At 73.2% G+C, this 23,212-nt stretch carries 24 protein-coding genes; 10 read left to right on the top strand and 14 right to left on the bottom strand.

Annotated features, from left to right (window positions below; genetic code table 11):
- Positions 1-65: 65 nt before the first annotated feature.
- From TAE01_RS01195 to TAE01_RS01170, 6 genes are all read left to right on the top strand, one after another.
- On the top strand, positions 66-506 hold the full coding sequence (locus TAE01_RS01195) for a YciI family protein (protein WP_147062553.1): 441 nt from the start codon (positions 66-68) through the stop codon (positions 504-506).
- A gap of 42 nt (positions 507-548) precedes the next feature.
- Positions 549-1,838: an RNA polymerase sigma factor gene (locus TAE01_RS01190; RefSeq protein ID WP_147062996.1), complete on the top strand. Its 1,290-nt coding sequence runs from the start codon at positions 549-551 to the stop codon at positions 1,836-1,838.
- Positions 1,839-1,923: 85 nt separating this feature from the next.
- Positions 1,924-2,757, top strand: a complete 834-nt coding sequence (locus tag TAE01_RS01185; protein WP_147062551.1) for a uracil-DNA glycosylase family protein — start codon at positions 1,924-1,926, stop codon at positions 2,755-2,757.
- Complete coding sequence (locus TAE01_RS01180) at positions 2,742-4,121, top strand: amidohydrolase family protein (RefSeq protein WP_147062549.1); 1,380 nt, start codon at positions 2,742-2,744, stop codon at positions 4,119-4,121. Before TAE01_RS01185 ends, TAE01_RS01180 begins: the two co-directional genes overlap by 16 nt.
- A gap of 60 nt (positions 4,122-4,181) precedes the next feature.
- Positions 4,182-4,931, top strand: coding sequence for a phosphotransferase family protein (locus TAE01_RS01175; protein WP_147062547.1), 750 nt, complete (start codon positions 4,182-4,184; stop codon positions 4,929-4,931).
- 77 nt (positions 4,932-5,008) lie between these two features.
- Positions 5,009-5,638 (top strand): hypothetical protein, encoded by a 630-nt coding sequence (locus TAE01_RS01170; protein WP_147062545.1) that lies wholly within the window; start codon positions 5,009-5,011, stop codon positions 5,636-5,638.
- A 138-nt stretch (positions 5,639-5,776) separates the two neighbouring features.
- On the opposite strand, the gene TAE01_RS01165 is transcribed toward TAE01_RS01170, so the two are convergent.
- From TAE01_RS01165 to TAE01_RS01150, 4 genes are all read right to left on the bottom strand, one after another.
- Positions 5,777-6,847, bottom strand: coding sequence for a TerC family protein (locus TAE01_RS01165; protein ID WP_147062543.1), 1,071 nt, complete (start codon positions 6,845-6,847; stop codon positions 5,777-5,779).
- A 173-nt stretch (positions 6,848-7,020) separates the two neighbouring features.
- Positions 7,021-7,782, bottom strand: a complete 762-nt coding sequence (locus tag TAE01_RS01160) for an NADPH-dependent F420 reductase (RefSeq protein WP_147062541.1) — start codon at positions 7,780-7,782, stop codon at positions 7,021-7,023.
- Between the two features lie 120 nt (positions 7,783-7,902).
- Positions 7,903-9,279, bottom strand: coding sequence for a sensor histidine kinase (locus TAE01_RS01155; protein WP_147062540.1), 1,377 nt, complete (start codon positions 9,277-9,279; stop codon positions 7,903-7,905).
- Positions 9,276-10,052 (bottom strand): response regulator transcription factor, encoded by a 777-nt coding sequence (locus tag TAE01_RS01150; protein WP_147062538.1) that lies wholly within the window; start codon positions 10,050-10,052, stop codon positions 9,276-9,278. The genes TAE01_RS01155 and TAE01_RS01150 overlap by 4 nt, the downstream gene beginning before the upstream one ends.
- 284 nt (positions 10,053-10,336) lie before the next feature.
- Between TAE01_RS01150 and TAE01_RS01140 the strand changes: the two genes are divergently transcribed.
- Complete coding sequence (locus TAE01_RS01140) at positions 10,337-11,194, top strand: RNA methyltransferase (RefSeq protein WP_147062536.1); 858 nt, start codon at positions 10,337-10,339, stop codon at positions 11,192-11,194.
- 150 nt (positions 11,195-11,344) lie between these two features.
- Complete coding sequence (locus TAE01_RS01135) at positions 11,345-11,980, top strand: VOC family protein (protein ID WP_147062534.1); 636 nt, start codon at positions 11,345-11,347, stop codon at positions 11,978-11,980.
- A gap of 153 nt (positions 11,981-12,133) precedes the next feature.
- Here TAE01_RS01135 and TAE01_RS01130 read toward each other — a convergent pair whose 3' ends face one another.
- From TAE01_RS01130 to TAE01_RS01100, 7 genes are all read right to left on the bottom strand, one after another.
- Positions 12,134-14,638 carry a heavy metal translocating P-type ATPase gene (locus tag TAE01_RS01130; protein ID WP_147062532.1) on the bottom strand — a complete coding sequence of 835 codons (2,505 nt, stop codon included), beginning with the start codon at positions 14,636-14,638 and terminating at the stop codon, positions 12,134-12,136.
- Positions 14,635-14,856 carry a heavy-metal-associated domain-containing protein gene (locus TAE01_RS01125; protein ID WP_147062531.1) on the bottom strand — a complete coding sequence of 74 codons (222 nt, stop codon included), beginning with the start codon at positions 14,854-14,856 and terminating at the stop codon, positions 14,635-14,637. Before TAE01_RS01125 ends, TAE01_RS01130 begins: the two co-directional genes overlap by 4 nt.
- A 43-nt stretch (positions 14,857-14,899) precedes the next feature.
- Positions 14,900-15,181, bottom strand: coding sequence for a metal-sensitive transcriptional regulator (locus TAE01_RS01120; RefSeq protein WP_147062529.1), 282 nt, complete (start codon positions 15,179-15,181; stop codon positions 14,900-14,902).
- Positions 15,182-15,229: 48 nt separating this feature from the next.
- The gene (locus tag TAE01_RS01115) at positions 15,230-15,643 is read right to left on the bottom strand and encodes an MmcQ/YjbR family DNA-binding protein (protein ID WP_147062526.1); all 414 of its coding nucleotides are present in this window, start codon (positions 15,641-15,643) and stop codon (positions 15,230-15,232) included.
- 170 nt (positions 15,644-15,813) lie between these two features.
- Positions 15,814-17,226 (bottom strand): adenylosuccinate lyase, encoded by a 1,413-nt coding sequence (purB, locus tag TAE01_RS01110; RefSeq protein ID WP_147062524.1) that lies wholly within the window; start codon positions 17,224-17,226, stop codon positions 15,814-15,816.
- 118 nt (positions 17,227-17,344) lie between these two features.
- Positions 17,345-18,136 (bottom strand): VOC family protein, encoded by a 792-nt coding sequence (locus tag TAE01_RS01105; protein ID WP_186814989.1) that lies wholly within the window; start codon positions 18,134-18,136, stop codon positions 17,345-17,347.
- A gap of 4 nt (positions 18,137-18,140) precedes the next feature.
- Positions 18,141-18,719 (bottom strand): low molecular weight protein-tyrosine-phosphatase, encoded by a 579-nt coding sequence (locus tag TAE01_RS01100; protein ID WP_147062523.1) that lies wholly within the window; start codon positions 18,717-18,719, stop codon positions 18,141-18,143.
- Positions 18,720-18,931: 212 nt separating this feature from the next.
- On the opposite strand from TAE01_RS01100, the gene TAE01_RS01095 reads away from it, so the two are divergent.
- Positions 18,932-19,351 (top strand): YybH family protein, encoded by a 420-nt coding sequence (locus TAE01_RS01095; protein ID WP_147062520.1) that lies wholly within the window; start codon positions 18,932-18,934, stop codon positions 19,349-19,351.
- A 9-nt stretch (positions 19,352-19,360) separates the two neighbouring features.
- The gene (locus TAE01_RS01090) at positions 19,361-20,710 is read left to right on the top strand and encodes an MFS transporter (protein ID WP_186814988.1); all 1,350 of its coding nucleotides are present in this window, start codon (positions 19,361-19,363) and stop codon (positions 20,708-20,710) included.
- 78 nt (positions 20,711-20,788) lie between these two features.
- Here the strand turns inward: TAE01_RS01090 and galE are convergent, their stop codons facing one another.
- The 3 genes from galE to TAE01_RS01075 all read right to left on the bottom strand — a co-directional run bounded on the left by galE (position 20,789) and on the right by TAE01_RS01075 (position 23,205).
- Positions 20,789-21,805: a UDP-glucose 4-epimerase GalE gene (gene galE, locus TAE01_RS01085; RefSeq protein WP_147062519.1), complete on the bottom strand. Its 1,017-nt coding sequence runs from the start codon at positions 21,803-21,805 to the stop codon at positions 20,789-20,791.
- Positions 21,806-21,868: 63 nt separating this feature from the next.
- On the bottom strand, positions 21,869-22,765 hold the full coding sequence (locus TAE01_RS01080) for a M56 family metallopeptidase (protein ID WP_147062517.1): 897 nt from the start codon (positions 22,763-22,765) through the stop codon (positions 21,869-21,871).
- 29 nt (positions 22,766-22,794) lie between these two features.
- Positions 22,795-23,205 (bottom strand): BlaI/MecI/CopY family transcriptional regulator, encoded by a 411-nt coding sequence (locus TAE01_RS01075; protein ID WP_147062515.1) that lies wholly within the window; start codon positions 23,203-23,205, stop codon positions 22,795-22,797.
- Positions 23,206-23,212: the final 7 nt, after the last annotated feature.

Here is a 23,212-nt window from a genome sequence, read left to right as displayed (position 1 = left end):
CCTACCGTTCGACGTGTGGATGAAGCGGGGCGTCCGGCCTCGCGCTGACACACGAGGAGACCGTCATGCGCTTCATGATCATCGTCCCGGCCAGCCCCGGGACCGAGCAGGGCCAGACCGGGACGCAGCAGCAGTTCGCCGACATGCAGGCCTACAACGAGCAGATGCTCAAGGCCGGGGTCTTCGTCGACGGGCAGGGGCTGCACCCGAGCGCCAGGGGCGCCCGCCTGACGTGGGAGGACGGTGACTGGGTCGTCACCGACGGTCCCTTCGCCGAGGCCAAGGAGCTCGTCGCCGGCTTCACCATCATCGACGTCAGCTCTCGCGCGGAGGCGATCGAGTGGCTGCGGAGGTGGCCGACGTCGTGCGCGCCGGAGCCCGGTCTGGCGCTCGAGCTGCGGCAGGTCTTCGCACCCGAGGACTTCGGCGACGGGCTCACGCCCGAGCTGCGCGAGCGCGAGGAGCAGATGCGCGCGGAGGCCGCCCGCAACGCCGCCCGCGGGTGAGGGCGTCCTGACACCGGTTCGTGCCAGAGTGTCGGGGTGTCGATGACCGCGCACCCCGGCCGCACCACCGATGACGTCCGGCGCACCCTCGAGGCCGTCTGGCGCATGGAGGCTGCCAAGGTGACGGCCGTCGTCGCCCGTGTCGTGGGCGACGTCGGCCTCGCGGAGGACCTCGCCCAGGACGCCTTCGTCCAGGCCCTCGAGCAGTGGCCCCGCGACGGCATCCCGGACAAGCCCGGTGCCTGGCTCACGTCGACCGCGCGGCGCCGCGCCATCGACCGCATCCGTCGCGACGTCAACCTCGCGAGCAAGCTGCAGCAGGTCGGACACCAGGAGGAGCTGAGAGTGGCCGAGCTGGCCGAGGGCGACTTCGACGCGGCGCTGGAGGACATCGACGACGACGTCCTCGGCCTCGTCTTCGCCGCGTGCCATCCCGCCCTGACGGCGCAGGCCCGGATCTCCTTGACGCTGAGGATGATCGGTGGCCTCACCACGCGCGAGATCGCCCGGGCCTTCCTCACGACGGAGTCGACGGTCGCCCAACGGATCTCGCGCGCCAAGCGGACCCTGAGCCAGGACGGCATCACCATCGAGATCCCGTCCGGCGCCGAGCTGGCGCCGCGCCTCGCCTCGGTCCTCGAGGTCGTCTACCTCATCTTCAACGAGGGGTATGCCGCGACGTCCGGTCGCGACTGGGTCCGGGGCGACCTCATGGAGGAGGCCATCAGGCTCGGCCGCGTCCTGTCCGCGCTCGCGCCGGCCGAGCCCGAGGTGCACGGGCTGCTCGCGCTCATGGAGGTCCAGGCCTCCCGCACCCGGGCCCGCATCGGTCGCGACGGCGAGCCGGTGCTCCTCCTCGAGCAGGACCGCACACGCTGGGACTGGGCGCTCATCCGGCACGCGCTCGGGGCCCTCGACCGGGCCCTCACCCTCGTCGAGCACGGGCAGGGACCCGCCGGTCCGTACGTGCTGCAGGCGGCGATCGCCGCCTGCCACGCCCGCGCGCACACCGCCGAGGCGACCGACTGGGGGCGCATCGTCGCGCTCTACTCCCAGCTCGGGGCGATCCGGCCGTCCCCGGTCATCGACCTCAACCGGGCCGTCGCGCTGTCCTACGCCGAGGGTCCGGCCGCTGCGCTCGCGGTCGTCGACGCCCTCGTCGACGCGGGCGCCCTGGCCGGGTACCACCTGCTGCCGAGCGTGCGCGGTGACCTGCTCGCGCGGCTCGGCCGCGACGACGAGGCGCGTGCCGAGTTCGCCCGTGCCGCCGGCATGACCGAGAACGACGCCGAGAAGGCGCTGCTGCTGCGGCGGGCCGCCGGCGAGGACTGACGTTCCGCCGATGCTTCGGATGTATCAGGACTACCGTCGAGACGCCCTGCACTGACAACGGCGCTCGATCGGGTGGAGGTCTGCCATGGCCGTGGTGCACCAGAGCTGCGCGGGCTACGCCGCAGAGCCCTTCGCGTCCCTCGTCGCGGCCTATCCCGGCGACGACGTCTACCCGTCGGCGGACTTCCGCACCGAGTGGGGTCCGATCTTCCACCGCGGCCGACTCGACGGCAGCGCCCGGCTGCTCGTGCTCGGGCAGGATCCCGCGACGCACGAGGCGATCTCACGTCGCATCCTCGTCGGCGAGGCGGGCCAGCGCGTCCAGGGGCTGCTCGCCAAGGTCGGTGTCGACACGGCATACGTCATGGTCAACGTCTACCTCTACAGCGTGTTCGGGCAGTCGGCCGGCAACCGCCACGTCAAGGACGACGCCATCGCCGCGTACCGCAACCGGTGGCTCGACGCGTTGCTCGTGGGCACCGGGGTCACGGCGGTCCTGACGCTCGGCGACCTCGCGGCGACGGCCTACGGCCTGTGGGTCCGGACGCTCCCGGCAGGGGCGCCGTCTCCGCACCTCGTCGCGGTCCGGCACCCCACCTACCCGGAGGGATCCGCGCGCGCGACCGGCAAGCCGCTCTCCGAGACGACCGCGGCCCTGCTGGCCGACTGGAACGAGCACCTCCCCGACCTCGCCGCGCACGTGGCTCCCGAGGGACCGACCGACCTGACGCCGTATGCCGCCACGTGGGGTCCCACGGACCTGGCGCCGATCCCGGAGGGCGACCTTCCCGCCGGCGCACCGGCCTGGTGGCGAGGGGTCGACGCCTGGGCCGTGCGCGACGGCGCCGACGCGCAGACGAAGCGCGCGACGATCGACGTCGTCGTCCCGGAGGGAGCGCGGACGTGGCCGGCACTGTGACGCACCCTGACCCCGGTCTCTTCGAGAGGGCCTACGCCCGAGGGATCACCGAGGAGCTGCCGGAGCCGACGCGTCGGCCGCGGGCCCTGCCCCCGGCGCCCTTCGCGCTGCACGGCGCCGTCATCACCCCGGACGGGGCGTGGTCGAGCGGCTACGTCACCGTGGCGGGCGGCCTCATCGACCGCATCTCGCAGCAGTCGCCGACGGACGTCGAGGTGCTCGAGACCGACGGCGTCATCCTGCCCGGACTGCTCGACCTGCACGGGCACCCGGAGTTCAACGTCTTCGCCGCATGGGAGCCGCCGAAGCTCTACGACAACCGCTACGCGTGGAGACGGTCCAAGCCCTACCAGGCACTCGTGCGCGACCCGCAGAACCTCCTGCTCACCGAGGTCCCGCCCCAGACGCAGACCCGCTACGCCGAGGTGCGGGCCCTCGTCGGCGGCGTCACCGGCATCCAGGGCGCGTCCGGCGCGAGCAGCGCGTCGTCCGAGCCCCTGGTGCGCAACCTCGACCAGTGGGCCTTCGGCGCCCACCGCGCCCGCTCGATGATCGACCTGCCCTCGGGCTCGTTCGGGCTGCCGAGCTTCCAGGCCGTCATGGCGCGCATCGCGGCCGGTGACGTCAACGCGTTCTACCTCCACCTGAGCGAGGGTCGCAGCGGAGATGCCCTGAGCGCCAAGGAGTTCCAGCACTTCCTCGACCTCGGAGGCGCCACTGCGGCCACGAACGTCATCCACGGGACCGCACTCACCGCCGACGACCTGCACACCGTGGCCGAGCTCGGGTGCCGCCTCGTCTGGTCTCCCCAGTCCAACCTTCGGCTCTACGGCGAGACGACGGCGGCCGGCGAGGCGATGGCAGCGGGGATGCCGGTCGCCCTCGGCGCCGACTGGCTGCCGTCCGGGTCGACGAGCCTGCTGGCGGAGATGAAGGTGGCCCGCCGCGAGCTCGCCCAGCAGGGCCACCCCGTCGCCGCCGCCGACCTCGTCGCCATGGTCACCTCGGTCGCGGCGCGGATCGCCGGTCTCGACGACCACCTCGGATCCCTCGCCGAGGGGCGGCCGGCGGATCTCGTCGTGCTCGAACGCCACCACGTCGACCCCTACGAGAACGTCTGCCTCGCCGACCCGTCGTGGGTCGACCTCGTGTGCATCGGCGGCGACGTCACGTACGGCCGTGCCGACTGGTTCGGGCAGCTCTCCGCGGCCGCGACGGGTCCGACGATCGAGGACCTCATCGCCTGGGGCAAGCCGATGCGGCTCGACACCGGCTTCCAGGGCGGCACCGAGGTGCCCTCCCTGTCGGCCGTGCGCTCAGCGCTCACCACCGCCTACCCCGCCGTGGGCCCGATCTTCGCCTGACGGCATATGACCCGGAAAAGCAAGGGGGTTCGGTCAGGGCCGTGCACCACACTGGCCGGTGTGACCCAGGTCGAGGCGGTGGTGGCGCACCGGGAGCGCGCGACGCTCCGGGTCGGCGACGTCTTCCTCAAGGTCGACGGCGACGAGGAGCGGCTCGCACGCGAGGTCGAGGCGATGGCGGCAGCCCCGGTCCCGACCGCCGAGCGGCTGTGGCACCGGCCGCCGGTCCTCGCCCTCGCCGCCCTGCCGGGGACCTCGCTCGGACGTCTCGGCAGCCCCTCGACCGCATCCGCCCAGGCCTGGGTCGCGGCCGGCTCCGTCGTGCGCCGGCTCCACGAGGCACTGGTCCCGACGTGGCCCGGTGCGAGCCTCGAGGACACCGTGGCCGAGCTCGATGCGGAGTGCGCCTGGCTGCTGGCCGAACGCGTGATCCCGACCGAGCTCGTCACCCGCAACCGAGAGGTGGCGCAGGCCGCGCTCCGGCCGTGGACCCCGGTCTTCGTGCACGGTGACCTGCAGGTCGCGCACGTCTTCGTCGACGGCGAGACCGTGACCGGAGTTCTCGACTGGTCCGAGGCGGGCGCGGGCGACGCGATGTACGACCTCGCCACCCTGACGCTCGGTCACCCCGAACACCTCGACCACGTGGTCTCGGGCTACGGCGACGGCGTCGACCTCGACGTCATCCGCGGGTGGTGGTCGCTGCGCAGCCTGACGGCCGTTCGCTGGCTCGTCGAGCACGGGTTCGACCCCGCCGCGCCCGGCTGCGAGATCGACGTGCTCAAGGCACAGCTGCGGCACCCGACCTGACCGCAGCGGCCACGCCCGAACATGATCCGAACACGACCCGGACCCGGGCTTCACCTGCGTACGCGAGCGTAGGGGTCATGAACACCGACACCCGCCGGACGACCGGCCTCAAGCGCACCTCGACCGCCCTCGGCGGCGCCGTCCTGCTCCTCGGGACCTTCGCTCTCGGCGCCTGCTCCAAGACCGACTCCACCGGCGTCGCGTCCAGCGCCATCGGCGCACAGTCCCAGCAGGCCGCCGCCGACACCGACACCGTCGACCTCGTCGACGCCGCCCTGACGACGCCGGCCGCGGCCACCTCACCGGGCACGACGGCAGGTACCGCCGCCGGCCAAGGCACGAAGGACGACCGCAAGGGCCTGCGCGCCCGGATGCTCCGGGCCCTGCACGGCACGTGGGTCACCGAGGGCAAGAGCGGCCCGGTCACCCACCAGGCGATCCGCGGCGAGGTCACGGCCGTCACCGCCACCTCGATCACGGTCAAGGCCAAGGACGGCTTCTCGCTCACCTACACCGTCGGTGCCGACACGAAGGTGCGCGAGCGGTCCCAGGGCAAGGGCACCGACTCGAGCATCGGCGCCGTCAAGGTCGGCGCCAAGGCCCTCGTCACGGGCGTCGGCGCGACGAACCCGACGGCCCGGCTCGTCGTCGTCAAGGTCATGGCGTCCCAGCCCGCCGCGTCCCCCTCCCCGAGCGCGACGAGCTGAGGCACCGCCCGACCGGAGACGGGCCGGGAGGGCGGCACGCGAGGGAGGCGCCCCGCGCGCAGCGGAGCGCCTCCCTCCCGACGTGGGCACCCGGCATACGACGAGGTATGCCGCGAGGTATGCCGTGTGGCCGGCTCGTCAGCCCCGCGGCACCGACGACTGCTCGTCCTCCGGCTCGCCGGCAGGCCGGGAGCCGGCCGCGCGCTCGGCGCGACGGTTGCTGAGGACGCTCGTCACGGTGACGACGGCCAGGACGCCGAGGATGACGCCCAGCGAGAGCAGCGTCGGGATCTCCGGGACGGCCGGCCAGACGCCGTGGGCCCAGTGCAGCACGAGCTTGACGCCGATGAACGCGAGGATCAGCGACAGGCCGTGACCGAGGTGGACGAGCTTGGCCAGGGCGCCCTCGAGCACGAAGTACAGCGCCCGCAGGCCGAGCAGGGCGAACGCGTTCGTCGCGAAGACGAGGTAGGGGTCACCGGTGATGCCGTAGACCGCGGGCACCGAGTCGATGGCGAAGACGATGTCGGTGCCGAGGATCGCGACGGCGACGAGGGCGAGCGGCGTCAGGGCCCGACGACCGTCACGTCGCACGGTGAGGTTGGTGCCGGCATACGCGTCGGTGACGGGGTAGAACCGGCGGATCAGCTTCACGCTGCGCAGCTCGTCGACGTCGATGCTGTGGTCGGCGTCCGAGAGGGCGTCCCGCCCGACCTTGACCGCGGTCGCGAGCAGGATGGCGCCGAACAGCAGGAAGGTCCAGGCGAAACTCGCGATCATCTGGGCACCGAGCGCGATGAAGATGCCGCGCAGGACCATGGCGCCGCCGACGCCGATGAGCAGCACCCGCTGGCGCAGCTCGCGCGGCACGGCGAAGGCCGACAGCAGGATGATGAAGACGAAGAGGTTGTCGACCGAGAGCGACTTCTCGACGAGGTAGCCCGTGTAGTACTCGATGCCCTGCTGCGAGCCGTACTGCCACCACAGCCAGCCGCCGAAGACGACGGGGATCGCGATGTAGAAGGCCGACCAGCCGATGGCCTCGCGCATGCTCGGGTCGTGCGGCCGGCGGGTGATGAGGAAGTCGATGACGAAGAGGGCGGCGATGCCGGCGATCGTCGCGACCCAGAGCGTCGGCGAGCCGACCGACTCGGTGGCCGACGGGGCCAACGGGGGCGCCGGGGTGGCGGCGGACAGGGCAGTGAGCATGGGTCTCCTCAGAACGCGATGTCTGAGGTCTCCTTCACCGACTGCCGTCGGCCGCGGACCGGGGCGGTCGTGGGACCGCCGTACTGACCGGAGCGCGCGAGGAAGTACTCCCCTCGCTGCCTAGTGTAGGTGCGCTCCGGCCAGTGCCCAAATGCCCGGTGGAGAGCAGGCGGTCAGACCTCGCGGGTGGCCTGCGCCGCGAGGCCGGCGAGCTCGTCGCTGCCCACCCGCCGTGCGCCGGCCGTCCAGTCGCTCGTGTCCTTGGCGTAGGGCGTGCCGTAGGCCGGCTGGCCCGGCTGGGTGCGCCAGCCCTCGGCGAGCCGGCCGAGGTCGAGCGTGTCGTAGCCGAGGGCGTCGAGCGCCTGGCGCACGGTCTGCTTGGCGTCCGCGTCGTCCCCGGCGATCGCGAGGACGCTGCGCTCCTCCGAGCCGGACGGGGCTGCGGGGTGGGCGAGGTCGCGCAGGTGCTGGAAGAAGATGTTGTTGAAGCCCTTGACGACGTGCGACTGCGGCAGGTGGGCCTGCAGCAGCTCCGAGCTCGTCGTGGAGCCGTCGTCGAGGCCCTCGAACCGGCCGTCTCGCTCCGGGTAGTAGTTCATGGTGTCGACGACGACCTTGCCGGCCAGTGCGTCGACGGGGACGTCCCGGTAGGCCTTGAGCGGGATCGTCACGACGACGACGTCGCCGGCGCTCGCCGCCTCCGGCGCCGTCGCGGCCCGGGCGTGCGGCCCGAGCTCGCCGACGAGGTCTGCGAGGGTCTCGGGACCCCTGCTGTTGCTGAGCACGACGTCGTGTCCGGCCGCGATCGCGAGCCGGGCGACGGTGCTGCCGATGTTGCCGCTTCCGATGAATCCCCAGGTGGTCATGGCGTGGTCAACCGCTCGCGTGCCCGACCCATTCCGCGGGGACGGATGAACCTGCACATGGTGCTGCATCCGCTGGGGCCCTGACCCCACCGGATGCAGCACCACGTGCCGTTCGATGCGCCGCGCGCTCCGGGGCGGCAGCCACCGAGGGCGTATGCCGTCCGGCGGGGTCGTGGCCGGGACGGACCGTCAGGGCGGGGTGACGTGGGGGAGGCGCAGGGTGAAACGGGCCCCGCCCTCCGGTGCGTGACCGGCCTCGACCGTCCCGCCGAGCACGTGCGCCAGGCGCCCCACGATGGCCAGGCCCAGACCGGTGCCGACGGGGCGGATGCCGCGGTAGCGCTCGTGCAGGACCGAGGGCTCGAAGGCGACGCCGAGGTCGTCGTCGGTGAGGCCCGGGCCGCCGTCGCGCACCTCGACGACGTCGGCGCCGGGCTCGCGACGCACCTCGACGACGATCGGGCGACCCGACGGCGTGACGCGCAGGGCGTTCTCGAGCAGCCCGTCGACGAGCTGGCGCACCCGCGCAGGGTCGGTCACCGTCCAGACGTCGGCGGCGGCCGGGGCGTACGTGAACGGGACTCCGACTGCTGCGCACCGCCTCGACCAGACGGACTCGACGCCCCGGCCGAGGGCGACGAGGTCGGTGCGCTCCGGGGCGACGCTCGGTCGGTCGGCGCCGAGCCGGGCGAGGTCGAGCAGGTCGCCGACGAGGCGCTCGAGACGCTTGGCCTCGGTGAGGACGACCCCGCCCACCCGAGCGGTCTCCGCGGGCGGCACGACACCGCTCGCGAGCGACTCGGCGTAGCCGCTGATGCCGGTGAGGGGAGTGCGCAGGTCGTGCGACACCGACAGGAGGAAGTCGCGCTGGCGTCCCTCGGACCGGGTCAGGGACCCCGACAGGGAGTTGAGGGCGCTCGCGACCTCCGCGACCTCGTCCGGGCCCTCGACGGGCACGTGGACGTCGCGCCGACCGGCGGCGAGCGCGTGCGCGGCGTCGGCGGTGCGGCGGAGCGGCCGCGCCAGGCGTCGGGCCACGGCGACGCTGACGACGACGGCCACGACTGCAGCGAGGAGCAGCGCGAGGAGCACCCGGCGCACGAGCCGGTCCGAGTCCGCCGTCGCGTCCGACCGGCGCTGGACGAGGACGATGCCGCCGGCGTCGGTCGGGCGTCCTTCGATGAGCACGAGCGTGCCGTCGACGTCGTCGCGGGCCGAGACGACGCCCCCGGTGAGCAGGGTGCGTTGGCGCGCCGGGGTCAGCGCGTCCCGGGCCAGGGGGCTCGTGGACGTGACGGCGCCGCCCCGGCCGACGCTCGCGGACTCGATGCCGAGGGCGCCCAGCGTGCGCACGGCACGGTTCTGCGCGACACGGGCGGCGACACCGGTGTCGGCCCGCTCGGCTGCGGCGTCGGCGATCCGCGCGAGGGTGGTGCGCGCGGCGTCGTCGACGGAGGTCCGCGTCAGGCCGACGGCGAGCAGCCCGGCGAGGAGAGCGGTCAGCACCGCGATGCCGACGGCCAGCAGCACGATCCGGCGCGAGAGCGACCCGCGGGAGGCCGTCACGACGGTCGTCCGGGGTCGCCCGCGGGACGGTCACGCGGACCGCGCTCGGCGGCATACCCGACCGACCGCACGGTGCGGATCGGGCTCGCGTCGCCGAGCTTGGCGCGGACCTGGGCGACGTGGACGTCGACGGTGCGCCCGCCGGCGGTCGCGGCATACCCCCAGACGTCGCTGAGCAGCTGCTCGCGCGTGAAGACGACTCCCGGTCGCCGCAGCAGGTGACTGAGCAGGTCGAACTCGGTTGCGGTCAGGGCGATCTCGCGGCCGGCGATCCGCACCTCGTGGCTCGTCAGGTCCAGGGTGAGCTCGCCGTAGTGCAGCACCTCGGGGGCGTGCGTCTCCCCGCGCGTGCGCCGCAGCACGCCCCCGAGACGTGCCACGAGCTCGCGCGGGGAGAAGGGCTTGGTGACGTAGTCGTCCGCGCCGAGCTCGAGGCCGACGATGCGGTCGACCTCGTCGTCGCGGGCCGTCACGAAGAGGACGGGTGTCCAGTCGCCGCGACCGCGCAGGCGGCGGCAGACCTCGATGCCGTCGAGGACCGGCAGGCCGATGTCGAGCACGATGGCACTGGGCCGCAGGTCGCGGGCCGCGTCGAGCGCGCTCGCCCCGTCGCCGACGACTTCGACGCCGTAGCCCGCGGCACGCAGGTTGAGCCGCAGCACGTCGGCGATGGCCGGCTCGTCCTCGACGACGAGCACGAGGCCGCGACCGTGCTCTGGGGGCTCGGCGACACCCGGGGGTCGGTCGGCGCTGGTGCCGGGCTGGGAGGACACGTTCGAAGCGTAGTGAGCGCCGGCCGCGTCCGCGTCACGCTCGTGTTCGGGTCGTGTCAGGGGCCCGGGTGCTCACGCGACGAGGAGACAGAACGGGTGGCCGGCCGGGTCGGCGAGGACGACGAGCGGCTCGTCACCGGACCGGCAGCGCAGCCGCCGCCCCACCGCACCGCCCCCACCCGCAACACACCGAGCACCTGCCAACTCCGCCGGTTGCAACCGCAGGAGTCGGCAGGTGCTCGGTGTGTTGCGGGGTCTGGGGCGGATGGGATGCTGGGCGGGCCATGACGAACGCGCCCCAGCACTCCCGCGAGCTGACCATCACGTCCGCCGCCAACCCTCGCCTCAAGGCGCTGCTCGGCCTGCGCCGCCGCCGCACCCGCGAGGAGACGGGCCAGACGCTCGTCGAGGGCTACGAGGAGATCGGCCTCGCCCTGTCCGCCGGCGTGCGGCCCGGCACGGTCTACGTCTGCGAGGAGCTCTTCAGCCCGGCCGGTCGCGCCGGCAGCCAGGACATCGGCCACCAGGACGACCTGCTCGCCCGCCTGCGCGACGACCGGGTCGAGGTGGTCCACCTGAGCCGCAGCGCCTTCGAGAAGGTCAGCTACCGCGAGGGACCTGACGGCCTCATCGCCGTCGTCGACCGCATCGGCGTCTCCCTCGCCGACCTGCGCGTCGACGGTCCCGACCACCTGACCCTGCTCAGCCAGGGCGTCGAGAAGCCGGGCAACCTCGGCGCCATGCTCCGCACCGCCGACGCCGCCGGGGTCGACGCGGTCGTGGCGGCCGACCCCGTCACCGACTGGGGCAACCCCAACGTCGTGCGCGCGAGCAAGGGCACCGTCTTCGCCGTGCCCGCCGCGAGCGCGACGACCGCCGAGGCCCTCGAGTGGATCCGGGCCAACGACATCCGCCTCGTCGTCACGACCCCCGAGACCGACCTGCTCCACACCGACGTCGACTACACCGGCCGCGTCGCCATCGCCGTCGGCAGCGAGAAGCACGGGGCGGACCGCACTCTCCTCGACGCCGCGACGCACCGGGTGCGCATTCCCATGCGCGGCAAGGCGAACAGCCTCAACGTCGCCGCCTCCGCCGCCATCGTGCTCTACGAGGCGGTTCGCCAACGGGACGACCGCTGACCCGGCGCTGACCCGGCGGGCCGCTGGGACGGTCGTGACGGCATACGACATGACGTTCAGGTTTCATCCATGTGACGCGTGTGGCGAGCCCCGCAAGAGGTGGGGAGGGGTGGTCAAGAGCACCCCTTCGCGTGTGTCACGATGTTCTGTATGCGAGTTGACCACGTCTCCTATGCAGCAGAGGCCGGTGGCCTCAAGGCCACGGCCGCCCGGCTGTCCGACCTCATCGGCGTCGCGCCGGTCGACGGCGGGGTGCATCCCCGGTTCGGCACGCGCAACGTGATCTTCCCCCTGGCCAAGGACCACTACCTCGAGGTCGTCGAGGTGCTGGACCACCCGGCCTCCGACAAGGCTCCCTTCGGCCAGGCCGTCCGCGCCGCCTCCGAGGCCGGCGGCGGCTGGCTCGGCTGGGTCGTCGCCGTCGACGACATCGCCAAGGTCGAGCAGCGCCTCGGCCGCGAGTCGGTCCCGGGCAACCGGCACCGTCCCGACGGCACCGAGCTCAAGTGGCGCCAGCTCGGCATCAAGGGCCTCATGGCCGACCCGCAGGTCCCCTACTTCATCCAGTGGGACGACATGACGGTGCACCCCTCCGCGGGCGCCGACACGTCGGTCTCCATCGACAACCTCCAGATCGCCGGTGACCCCAAGCGCGTGCGCGAGTGGCTCGGCCCGGAGGACACGTTCGACAAGGGCGGCATCGACTTCACCTTCGTCGCCCCGCACGGCACCCCGGGTCTGCTGTCGGTCACCTTCGACACCCCGGCCGGCAAGGTCACCATCTGACCGAGTCACCAACTCGCACGCGAACGGCGGTCACCCTCGGCGTGGCCGCCGTTTCGTCGTCCCGATGACGTATGCCGTGTCGCGGGCCGGCCACCGGTCGGGGTGTTCGCGCCGTACGAGGCGCGGCGTGCACACCTCGGACCGCGGCGGTGATCAGCGGCCCCAGCGCTTGAGGCGCAGGGAGTTGCTGACGACGAGCACCGACGACAGGGCCATCGTCGCGCCGGCGATCATCGGGTTGAGCAGGCCGAAGGCGGCGAGCGGGATGGCCGCGGTGTTGTAGCCGAACGCCCAGGCGAGGTTCTGCTTGATGATCCGCAGCGTCTCGCGGGACAGGCCGATCGCGTCGCCGACGGCGTCGAGATCGGGCCGCACGAGGACGATGTCGGCGGAGTCCATCGCGACGTCGGTGCCCGAGCCCATGGCCAGACCGAGGTCGGCCTGGGCGAGGGCGGCGGCGTCGTTGACCCCGTCGCCGACCATGGCGACGACGCGGCCGGACTCCTGGAGCTCGGTGACGACGGCGTGCTTCTGGGCGGGCAGCACGTCTGACCGGACGTGGGACGGGTCGATACCGACCTGCTCCGCGACGCTGCGGGCGTTGGACGCGCTGTCGCCGGTGAGCAGGTAGGGCGTCAGGCCCAGTGCCCGCAGTCGCTCGATGGCCGCCTTGGACGACTCGCGCACCGTGTCCTCGACGGTGAGGGCGGCCTGGGCGATGCCGTCCCAGCCGACGAAGACCGTGGTGCCGGCGCTGACGCGTGCGTGCGCGAGCAGCTCGGGGTCGACGCGCTCGAAGAGCACGGCCTTGCCGACCGTGACCTCGGTGTCCCTGATGCGTGCGGTCGCGCCCTCGCCGGGGTTGGCCTCGAAGTCGTGGATGCGGGGCAGCTCCAGCCGGGCCAGGCGGGCGCCGGCGACGACGGCCTGGGCGATGGGGTGCTCGCTGCCGAGCTCGACGGCGGCGGCGGCGGTCAGAGCGGCCTTCTTCGACAGCCTGCCGCGCACGGCGATGCTCCGCAGGCGCAGCTCGCCCGTGGTGACGGTGCCCGTCTTGTCGAGCACGACGGTGTCGACGCGGCGGGTGTCCTCGAGCACCTGCGGGCCCTTGATGAGCGTGCCGAGCTGGGCGCCGCGACCGGTGCCGACGAGCAGCGCGGTCGGCGTCGCGAGCCCGAGCGCACAGGGGCAGGCGATGATGAGGACCGTGACCGCGACGGCCAACGCGGTGCCGAGGTCGTGGCCGCTGACGAGCCAGCCGACGAAGGTCACGAGCGCGATGACGAGGACGACCGGCACGAAGATCGCCGAGACGCGGTCGGCGAGGCGCTGCACGTCGGCCTTGCCGGTCTGGGCGGTCTCGACGAGCCGCTGGATGCCGGCGAGCATCGTGTCGGCGCCGACCTTGCGGGCCTCGACGACGAGGCGCCCGGTCGTGTTGATCGAGCCGCCGGTGACGCCGTCGCCGGCGGAGACGTCGACCGGGGTGGACTCTCCGGTGACGAGGCTCGCGTCGACCGCGCTGGACCCGTCGAGCACGACGCCGTCGGTCGCGACCTTCTCACCCGGACGCACGACGAACTGGTCGCCGACGACGAGCTGGCCCACCGGGATGCGCTGCTCGCTCGTGATCCGGGACTGAGGGTCGATGCGCAGCACCGACACGTCCTTGGCCCCGAGGTCGAGCAGCGAACGGAGGGCGTCCTTGCCGGAGTCCTTGGCGCGTGCCTCGAGGAAGCGGCCGACGAGCAGGAACGTCGTGACGACCGACGCGACCTCGAAGTACAGGTGCCTGCCGTCGGCCGGGGAGGCGAGGAGCTCGACGACGGAGTAGCCCCACGCCGCCAGCACGCCGAGCGAGACGAGAGTGTCCATCGTCGAGGCGAGGTGACGGGCGTTGACGGCCGCGGCGCGGTGGAAGGGCCACGCGCACCAGAAGACGACGGGCGTCGCGAGGACCAGCTCGAGCCACGGGCCCGCCGCGAAGGTCGGCAGCACCATGGCGAGCAGCAGCACGGGGATCGTCAGACCGATCGCGACGAGGAGCCGCGGCTTGAGCACGTCCTGCGCCGGGGTGTGGTCGAGGTGGTTCTCGCCCGAGGCGTCGTGAGCCCCCTGACCCGCGTGACCGGCATGACCGGCGTGACCGGCGTGACCGGCGTGACCGGCGTGACCGGCGTGACTCGGGTCGCCGTGGGCTGCGGGGTGAGCGGGCGCGGGACGGGCCACGGCCCCCGGCGCCGAGTCCCGGACCTTCTGCCGGGCCAGCTCCTGGGCCCGGAGCTTGTCGAGCAGGGCCCCGGCGGCGGGCTTGGCCGCCTCGCCCTCCGCGGAGCCGGCGGGGGCGCGGTCGGGCGACACGGCATCCGTGCTCGGGGTGGTCGACGGGTGCGTCGGGCGCGCGCCGTCGATGACGGTGGCGCCGTAGCCGGTCTTCTTGACCTCGGCGAGGATCTGCTCGACCGTGACGGGGGCGGTGAACGCGACCCGCGCCTTCTCCGTCGCGAGGTTGACGGTCGCGGACTCGACGCCGGGCACCTTGGAGAGCTTGCGCTCGATGCGGGCCGAGCACGAGGCGCAGGTCATGCCGGTGATGGCGAGGCGCACCTCGTCGGGAGTCCGCTCGGTCGTCGTCACCGGTGCCTGGCCCTCGCTCATCGGAGGCTGTAACCGGCCTCGGCGACGGCGTCGGCGACGACGGCCGGGTCGAGGGGGGCCTCGCTCGTGATGGTGACGGGGGAGTCCTCGCCGGGGTGCAGGTCGACCGCGACCGCGACGACGCCGGGCAGGGCCGAGAGCTCGCTGCTCACGGCGGCGGTGCAGTGGCCGCACGTCATGCCCGCGACGGTGATCTCGGTCTGGGTGGTGGTGCTCATCGGGTGCCTCCTCGGGCAGTGGGTCGGTGGGGTCGGTGCGCGCTCAGCTGCGCACGAGCCGGGCGATGGCCTCGGCGGCCTCGCGCACCTTCTCGGCGGCGGCCTCGTCGGACTCGCGGGCGGCGTCGACGACGCAGTGCGCCACGTGGTCCTCGAGCAGGCCGAGGCTCACGGCCTGCAGGGCCTTGGTGATGGCGCTGACCTGGGTCAGGATGTCGATGCAGTAGGTGTCGGCGTCGACCATCTTCTGCACGCCGCGCACCTGGCCCTCGATGCGGCGCAGCCGCTTCAGGTAGTCGTCCTTGCTGCCGGTGTAGACAGCCATGGCACCTCCTCGCTCTCCTCAACACCATACCCCTGTGGGGTATTCCGACTACGGATCGAGACCGTCGAGGTAGTCCTTCGCCAGCCGCCCGGGTGCCCGGACGAGCCACGCGTCGGTCACGACCTCCCGGACCTCCTCGGGGCTGAGCCGGCCGAGGTCGCGCTCGAGCAGGAGCACGGCGTTGTAGCCGTTCCAGTGCGGCGTCGTGAACCACGGCGAGCCGGGGTCGCCGACCAGCGCCTCCTTGTCCTCGGCCGTGCACCGGAAGACGAGCACGACCTCGTAGGGCGCGCCCGTCCGCGGGTCGACGGCGTCCTTGCGAGGTCCGCGGGAGAAGACGAACGTCGCGCCCCGCACGAGGTAGCCCGGGCGGCCGCCGCTCTCGGGATCGCGCGTCACCTCGGGCAGCGCGAGGGCGGCCTCGTCGACGTCGCGGAGCGTGGCGGCGCGCGGTCGGGACATGCCTCCAGACGCTAGCCCGCGACCCGGCATACCTGAAGGGGACGCGACGGGGGCGGGCCGACGGACGGCCGTCGGCCGCCGGAGAAGTCCGACGTGGGTGGGTTCGTGCCGCCCCCTCGTCGCCGTCGGCCCCTGGCGGCCGCCCCGTCGCGAGCCGAGGGCGTATGCCGTCAGGCGAGGTAGTCGTCGACCAGCCGGCTCGCGAGGGCGGTGTAGGTCTGCGGCGTCAGCGCGACGAAGCGGGCCTCGACGTCGGCGGGCAGCCCCAGCCCGCGGACGAACTCGCGCAGGTCGTCGCCGTCGATGCGGCGGCCACGGGTCAGCTCCTTGAGCCGCTCGTAGGGCTCCTCCATGCCGGCGACGCCCTGGGCGCCCAGGGCCCGCATCGCGGACTGGATCGGCTCTCCGAGCACCTCCCAGTTGGCCTCGAGGTCGGCGGCCATGCGCTCGGGCACGGCGTCGAGACCGGCGAGGCCGCGGGCGACGTTGTCGAGCGCGAGCACCGAGTGGCCGAAGGCCGTGCCGATGTTGCGCTGCATGCTCGAGTCGGTGAGGTCGCGCTGGAGCCGGCTCTGCACGAGCGTCCCGCCGAGCACGTCGAGCAGGGCGTTGCTCACCTCGAGGTTGGCCTCGGCGTTCTCGAAGCGGATCGGGTTGACCTTGTGCGGCATCGTCGACGAACCGACCGTGCCCTGGCCGCGCACCTGGGCGAAGTACCCCATCGAGATGTAGGTCCACACGTCGGTGCAGAGGTTGTGCAGGATGCGGTTGAAGCGCGCGACGTCGGCGTAGAGCTCCGCCTGCCAGTCATGGCTCTCGATCTGCGTCGTCAACGGGTTCCACGTCAGGCCGAGCCCCTCGACGAACGCGCGCGACACGGCGGGCCAGTCGACGTCCGGCAGCGCGAGGGCGTGGGCGCCGAACGTGCCGGTGGCGCCGTTGAACTTGCCGAGGTACTCCTGCCGCTCGATGCGGCGCAGCTGCCGGCCGAGGCGGTGCGCGAGGACGGCGAGCTCCTTGCCCATCGTCGTCGGCGTCGCGGGCTGCCCGTGCGTGTGCGCGAGCAGCGGCACGTCCTTGAGCTCGCGCGCCAGGTCGGCGACCTGCGCGACGAGGGCCTGTGCCCTGGGCAGCCAGACCTGCTCGACCGCGCCCTGGACCATGAGGGCGTAGGAGAGGTTGTTGATGTCCTCGCTCGTGCAGCCGAAGTGGATGAGCTCGGCCAGGCCCCCGTCCTCGTCGGCCGGCGCGATCGCCGTGAGGCGCTTCTTGAGGAAGTACTCGACGGCCTTGACGTCGTGGACGGTGACCCGCTCGATCTCGCCGAGCTCGGCGACCTCGGCGGTGCCGAAGTCGTCGACGACCGCTCGCAGCGCGGCGACCTCGTCGTCCGTGAGCTGCCGCACGCCGGGCACGACGCCGTGGCTCGTCTGGTGGATGAGCCACTCGATCTCGACGTGCACCCGCTGCCGGTTGAGCGCCGCCTCGGAGAGGTGGTCGACGAGCGGCGCGACGGCGCCGCGGTAGCGGCCGTCGAGCGCCCCGAGCGCGATGGGCGGGGTTGCGTCAGCAAGCGAAACCATGCGCCCATCCTCCCAGAGCGCGGGGAGTGGTTCGTATGCCGTCCGCCGCGCTCGGGAGCCCGTGCGCGGTCTTGGGCACACGGCATACGCCGTGGGTGTGCCGAGCCGGCGGGAACGGTCAGTCGAGGTCGGGCACGAGGAGGGAGAAGACCTCTCCCTCGGGACCGCTCAGCACCGCGCCGACGCCGTAGGGGCCGTCGAACGGGCCCTGCAGCAGGCGGGCGCCGAGGTCGAGCGCGCGCGCCACGCCCGCCACGACGTTGCGCGTCGCGAACGAGGCGACCCAGTGCGGCGGGATCTCCTGCGGCCACTCGTCGTCGATCTCGGCGAGCCCGAAGGCGGGGTTGCCGTCGCCGGTGTGGGCGGTGGCCCAGCGCGGGCCGCCCGGCTCCGTCTCGTCGGTGAACTCGTGGCCGAAGACGGCCAGCGCGAAGCCCTGCACCCGGTCGTAGTCGCGGGTCAGCAGCTCGTTCCAGGTGAGCGACCCCGGCTCGTCGAGGACGCCGCTGCCCGGCAGGTCGCCCGGCTCCCACACGCCGAAGTACGTGCCGCCCGGGTCGACGGCGATGAGGGTGCGCGACAGGGCGCCGATGGCGACGGGCCGGCCGAGCGTGCGACCGCCGTAGGCGTTGATGGCGAGCGCTGCGACCTCGAGGTCACCGACGCGCAGGTAGGTCGTCCACTGGCTCGGGACCGGGGCACTGTCCGGCTTGCGGCTGATGCCGGCGACGGGATGGCCGTCGAGCAGCGCCATCGTGTAGCCGCCGGTCGACGGGTCTCCGCTCAGCCACTGCCAGCCGAAGAGGTCGCCGTAGAAGGCCTTGGCGCGCGGGACGTCGGCGACGAGGAGGTCGACCCAGCACGGGGAGCCATAGGGGTAGTCGGGCACGGTCAGGTTCAGGTCTCGCATCGGGTCAGGGCTGCCCCGGGTCCGTGTGCCGGTCGCGGTCGGCCCCGCGGCTGCCCACGGGAGTCTCCACCTGGTCGACGAACCGACCGTCGACCTGGGCCCGGACGTGGTGCAGGATGCCCCGGCAGGCGGCCTCGACCTCGGCGAAGCACCGCGCGAAGTGCTCCCGGTCGCCGTACCAGGGGTCGCCCGTCTCGAGGGTGCCGGCCGCGACGGCCTCGGGGTCGAACTCGCGCACGAGCCGGATCTTGCCGCGGTTGCCGGGGGTGCGCGCGAGCCGCGTCAGGGTGCGCACGTGTCCCTCGTCGGAGGCGAGGACGAGGTCGATGTCGTCGAACTCGTCGGGGTCGAACTCCCGGGCCCGGTGCCGCGAGCCGTCGTAGCCGTGCCGCGCCAGCACCTCGACGGTGCGCGGGTCGGCGTGCTCGCCGACGTGCCAGTCACCCGTGCCGCTCGAGCTGACGCGGACGTGGTCGGTGAGCCCGGCGTCGTCGACCATGTGCTGGAGGATCACGTGACCCATGGGAGACCTGCAGATGTTGCCGCTGCACACGAAGGTGACGTGGAGTGGGCGAGACGACATGGTGCCCATTGAACACCGCGAAACCGGCACGGAGGCCCGAAGCGAGGGGACTCCTCGTGTCCGATCTCGCCCGATACCCGGGACGGGCGCCGGTGGGGTTGCCGGTGGGGTACGTGGGGTGACGGGTGGGGTTGCCGGGGCCGGGTAGCAGGGCGGGACCGGCCGGGTGGTGTCGACCGGGTGGTGTCGGTGGCGGGTGACACGGTGTGCCCATGACGACGACCGCGCACCCGACCGGTCCGGGAGCCGACGCCCCCGAGGCTCTCGAGCCCGCCCTCGCCGCGTGCGTGGCCGCGGGTGACCTCGACGCCCTGGTGGGGCTGTATGCCGCCGACGCCGTCGTGAGCCTGCCCCGCGGTCGCGAGGCGGCCGGGTCCGACGCCATCCGCGCGGCCTTCGCGGCGGCGCTCGCGGCAGGAGCGCTCGGCGACGAGGACACCGCCGTGGGCTCGCGCGCGGTCGTCAGCGGTGACCTGGCCATGACGACCTCGACCACCGCGGACGGCAGGGTGCGCACGCAGGTGGCCCGCCGCTCCGCGGACGGCCGGTGGGTGTGGGTGCGCGACGGTTCGCGGCTGCGTGAGGTCGAGGCGTGCCTGCCCGCGCTGCGGGGCGCGCTGGCCGTGGCGTAGTTTCACTCCGTGACAGACGCACCTCCCGGCCCCGAGGCGGCCGCGCCGACCGAGAGCCCGCGTCGTTCGCACTTCGTCGACCTGACGCCGCTGCGGGTCAGCCCGCCCTTCGCCCGGCTCTGGTTCGGCAACACCCTCGCCGGTATCGGCACCTTCGTCACCAACACGGCCGTCGGGCTGCACATCTACGACCTGACGCGGTCGACCTTCATGGTCTCGCTCGTCGCGTGGTTCTCGCTGCTGCCGATGATCGTCGCCGGTCTCTACGGCGGGGCGATCGCCGACCGCTTCGACCGGCGCACGGTGGCCCTGTCGGCCTCGACCGTCGCCTGGGCCTCGACGGTGGTCCTCGCGACCATCGCGTGGCTCGGCGCCACCCACGTCTGGATGTTCTACGTCATCACCACCGTCAACGCGGTCGCGGCCACCATCGCCTCGGCGACCCGGCAGGCGATCACGCCGCGACTGCTGACCCGCGACATGCTGCCCAAGGCCGCGGCCCTGCTCGGCATCTCGGCCGGGGTCATGGTGACGGTCGGTCCCGGCATCGCCGGGGTGCTCGTGGCCAGGGCCGGGTACGCCTGGACCTACACCGTCGACGTCGAGCTCTTCTTCGCCGGCTTCTTCGGGCTCTGGACCCTGCCCCGGATCCGGCCCGAGAGCGAGCACGCGGCCGTCGGCGGGTTCCGTTCCGTCGTCGACGGCCTGGCCCACCTGCGCCGCGCCCCCAACGTCCGGATGAGCTTCATCGTCGACATCATCGCGATGACCTTCGGCCAGCCCATGGTGCTCTTCCCGGCGGTCGGGGCCATCGTCATCGGCGGGGGATCGGTGACGGCCGGCATCCTGCTCGCGTCGTTCGCCGTCGGTGGCATCGTGTCCAGCCTCGGCTCGGGGCGCGTGACCGGGCTGCGCTGGCAGGGCCGGGCGATCCGCGACTCGATCGTCGCGTACGGCCTCGGCGTCCTCGGCTTCGGCGTCGTGCTGGCGGTGACGACCCTCGGCGGCTTCGCCGTCACCTCGATGGACTTCGGCGACGTCAACCGCTGGGCGCTGGCGGGCGCGGCGCTGTGCCTCGCGGTCTCCGGAGGTGCCGACAACATCAGCGCGATCTTCCGCCAGTCGATCCTCCAGTCGGCGGTGCCGGACCACCTGCGCGGTCGCACCCAGGGGGTCTTCACCGTCGTCGTCACCGGTGGACCGCGACTCGGCCAGATGTTCGCCGGCACGCTGGCGACCCTGACCGCCACGTGGGTGCCGTCGGTGGTCGGCGGCGCGCTCGTCGTGGTCCTCGTCGTCGTCACGGTCGCGCGGGTGACATCGTTCCGCGACTACGACGCCCTCCACCCCCAGCCCTGAGCCCCCGCCCCGCGAGCCCGCCCCCAACTCGACGGGGGGCGTAGGGGGCCGTAGGGGTGCGGGTGCGGGCGGGACGGGTCAGGCGTCGGGGTAGCCCTGCGGGTTGGCCTGCTGCCAGCGCCACGTGTCGACGCACATGTCGTCGATGGTGCGGGTCGCGCGCCAGCCGAGCTCGGCGTTGGCCTTGGCGGGGTCGGCGTAGGACACCGCGACGTCACCCGCCCGCCGGCCGACGACGCGGTAGGGCAGCTCCCGGCCGACGGCCCGCTCGAAGGCGTGCAGCATCTCGAGCACGGTCGTGCCGTGGCCGGTGCCGAGGTTCCACACCCCGACCGGCTCGTCCATGGAGCCGAGCCTCGTCAGCGCGGCGAGGTGCCCAGCGGCGAGGTCCTCGACGTGGATGTAGTCGCGGGCGCCGGTGCCGTCGGCGGTCGGGTAGTCGTCGCCGTAGACCTGGAGGTACTCGCGGCGGCCGACGGCGACCTGGGAGATGTAGGGCACGAGGTTGTTCGGGATGCCCTGGGGGTCCTCACCCATGGTGCCGCTGACGTGCGCACCGACCGGGTTGAAGTAGCGCAGCAGGGCGAAGCGCATGTCCGGGTGGGCCACGGCGACGTCGCGCAGGATCTGCTCCTGCATGACCTTGGTCCAGCCGTAGGGGTTGGTCGCGAAGGTCGTGCGGTCCTCGGTGGCAGCCTCCTGGTCGGTGCCGTAGACCGTGGCGGAGGAGCTGAAGACGAGCTTGTCGACCCCGTGGCGGCGCATGGCCCGCACGAGGGAGAAGGTCGACCCGAGGTTGTTCTCGTAGTACTCGAGGGGCAGCTCGACGCTCTCGCCGACGGCCTTGAGGCCCGCGAAGTGGATGACGGCGTCGATCTTCTCGCTGGCGAAGAGGTGCTCGGTCTTGTCGTGGTCGGTCAGGTCGAAGGAGTGCACCGGCAGGTGCGTCCCGGTCAGCGCCTCGAGGCGGTTGACCACCGTCGGCTTGCTGTTGGCGAAGTTGTCGACGATCAGGACGTCGTGCCCTGCCGCGACGAGCTGGACCACGGTGTGCGAGCCGATGTAGCCGGCGCCGCCGCTGACGAGTACGCGCATGGCGCCACCCTACCGAGCCACGTGCCCGCCCCGAGGGCGGTCAGGGTCGCTCGTGACGGCGACTCAGACGAGCGTCAGCTCGGCCATCGCGGCGGAGTAGAGCGCGAGGGGCGCGGCCACGAGGAGGACCGACACGGCATACATCCCCGCGGCCACGACGGGCAGCGGCAGCCCGCCGATCCGCTCGGCGTCGAGCAGGCCGATCCGCGCGGTGGCGACGCGGGTGCTGTCGGCCATCGCCATGGCGCCCGCGGGCTTGGGGCCGCCGGCCATGGCGACGATGGCGCGCCCCGTGCTGACCGGCCCGGCGTGGCGCACCGCGGCGCGGTCGGCGAGCACCTCGATGAGCAGGTGCACCTCGCGGAGCGCCGCGTCGCAGCGCAGGAAGCCGGGCATCGCCTCGTGGACGACGGTGAAGAACTCCATGACGAGGTCGTGCCGCGCGCTGAGGTGGGCCCGCTCGTGCGCCAGGACCGCCGACAGCTCGCGGGGGCCCAGACGGTCGAGGGTGCCCTGCGTCAGCACGACGCGGCGGCGCACGCCGGGCACGCAGTAGGCCGTCGGTGTCGTGTGCTCGAGCACGCGCATGTGCCGGTCGGCACCCTCGCCCGGGACCCCGAGCAGGTCGACGAGGTCACGGTGGCGGCGACGCGCGGCCCTGAGGTTGCGCCCGACCCGGTCTCCCGACAGCAGCAGCCGTACGGCGACGACCCCGCTCGTCGCCGCGGCGACGACGAGCACGACCCAGTGCTCCGAGAGCCGCACCTGCCGCCCGACGAGGAGCGGGATCGCGGCCGGGGCGGCGAGCAGGGCGGCCAGCACGGCCGCGACGGCCGTCGACTGCCAGAGCACGAGGGCGGCTCGGGGAGCGCGTCGCAGCGCCGTCGCCCGGGCGAGGGCTCGCGGGACCGGCCACGCGAGCAGGATCGCGAGGACGACGAGGGCCGCGACGAGGAGCACGGGTCCGGTGCGGAGGCTCGTGGCCCGGGTCAGCCGGCCAGGTCGGGGCGCCGGGCCTCGAGCTCGGCGAGAGCGGCCTTGAGCTCGTCGATCTCCTCGGGCGTCGACTCGTCGAGGAAGTGCAGCAGCGCGGTGCGGCGCTTGTCGCCGGCGAGCTCGCCGAGGGTGTGGTGGAGCGACTCGGACGTCAGCTCGGCGCGGGTCGAGGCGGCGGTGTAGCGCCAGGCGCGGCCGTCGCGCTCACGGCGGACGAGATCCTTCTTGGCCATCCGGTCGAGGACGGTCATGAGGGTCGTGTAGGCGAGTCCGCGGTCGACCCCGATGACGTCGTGGACCTCACGCACGGTGCGCCCCTCGGGGTGGGCGTCGGCGGTGGTCCAGAGCTCCTCCATGACGACGCGCTCGAGGTCACCGAGGCGGTTGCGGGGAGTGGTGGGCATGGTGCGT

Source organism: Terrabacter aerolatus (assembly GCF_007991735.1).
Classification (GTDB): domain Bacteria; phylum Actinomycetota; class Actinomycetes; order Actinomycetales; family Dermatophilaceae; genus Terrabacter; species Terrabacter aerolatus.
This window is presented reverse-complemented; position numbering and strand designations above follow the sequence as displayed.

Bases quoted from the DNA above. Each gene is read 5' to 3' on its own strand.
- TAE01_RS01195 (WP_147062553.1), top strand. From the start codon at position 66: ATGCGCTTCATGATCATCGTCCCGGCCAGCCCCGGGACCGAGCAGGGC.
- TAE01_RS01190 (WP_147062996.1), top strand. From the start codon at position 549: ATGACCGCGCACCCCGGCCGCACCACCGATGACGTCCGGCGCACCCTC.
- TAE01_RS01185 (WP_147062551.1), top strand. From the start codon at position 1,924: ATGGCCGTGGTGCACCAGAGCTGCGCGGGCTACGCCGCAGAGCCCTTC.
- TAE01_RS01170 (WP_147062545.1), top strand. From the start codon at position 5,009: ATGAACACCGACACCCGCCGGACGACCGGCCTCAAGCGCACCTCGACC.
- TAE01_RS01165 (WP_147062543.1), bottom strand. From the start codon at position 6,847: ATGCTCACTGCCCTGTCCGCCGCCACCCCGGCGCCCCCGTTGGCCCCG.
- TAE01_RS01160 (WP_147062541.1), bottom strand. From the start codon at position 7,782: ATGCAGCACCATGTGCAGGTTCATCCGTCCCCGCGGAATGGGTCGGGC.
- TAE01_RS01140 (WP_147062536.1), top strand. From the start codon at position 10,337: ATGACGAACGCGCCCCAGCACTCCCGCGAGCTGACCATCACGTCCGCC.
- TAE01_RS01135 (WP_147062534.1), top strand. From the start codon at position 11,345: ATGCGAGTTGACCACGTCTCCTATGCAGCAGAGGCCGGTGGCCTCAAG.
- TAE01_RS01130 (WP_147062532.1), bottom strand. From the start codon at position 14,638: ATGAGCGAGGGCCAGGCACCGGTGACGACGACCGAGCGGACTCCCGAC.
- TAE01_RS01125 (WP_147062531.1), bottom strand. From the start codon at position 14,856: ATGAGCACCACCACCCAGACCGAGATCACCGTCGCGGGCATGACGTGC.
- TAE01_RS01120 (WP_147062529.1), bottom strand. From the start codon at position 15,181: ATGGCTGTCTACACCGGCAGCAAGGACGACTACCTGAAGCGGCTGCGC.
- TAE01_RS01115 (WP_147062526.1), bottom strand. From the start codon at position 15,643: ATGTCCCGACCGCGCGCCGCCACGCTCCGCGACGTCGACGAGGCCGCC.
- purB (WP_147062524.1), bottom strand. From the start codon at position 17,226: ATGGTTTCGCTTGCTGACGCAACCCCGCCCATCGCGCTCGGGGCGCTC.
- TAE01_RS01105 (WP_186814989.1), bottom strand. From the start codon at position 18,136: ATGCGAGACCTGAACCTGACCGTGCCCGACTACCCCTATGGCTCCCCG.
- TAE01_RS01100 (WP_147062523.1), bottom strand. From the start codon at position 18,719: ATGTCGTCTCGCCCACTCCACGTCACCTTCGTGTGCAGCGGCAACATC.
- TAE01_RS01095 (WP_147062520.1), top strand. From the start codon at position 18,932: ATGACGACGACCGCGCACCCGACCGGTCCGGGAGCCGACGCCCCCGAG.
- galE (WP_147062519.1), bottom strand. From the start codon at position 21,805: ATGCGCGTACTCGTCAGCGGCGGCGCCGGCTACATCGGCTCGCACACC.
- TAE01_RS01075 (WP_147062515.1), bottom strand. From the start codon at position 23,205: ATGCCCACCACTCCCCGCAACCGCCTCGGTGACCTCGAGCGCGTCGTC.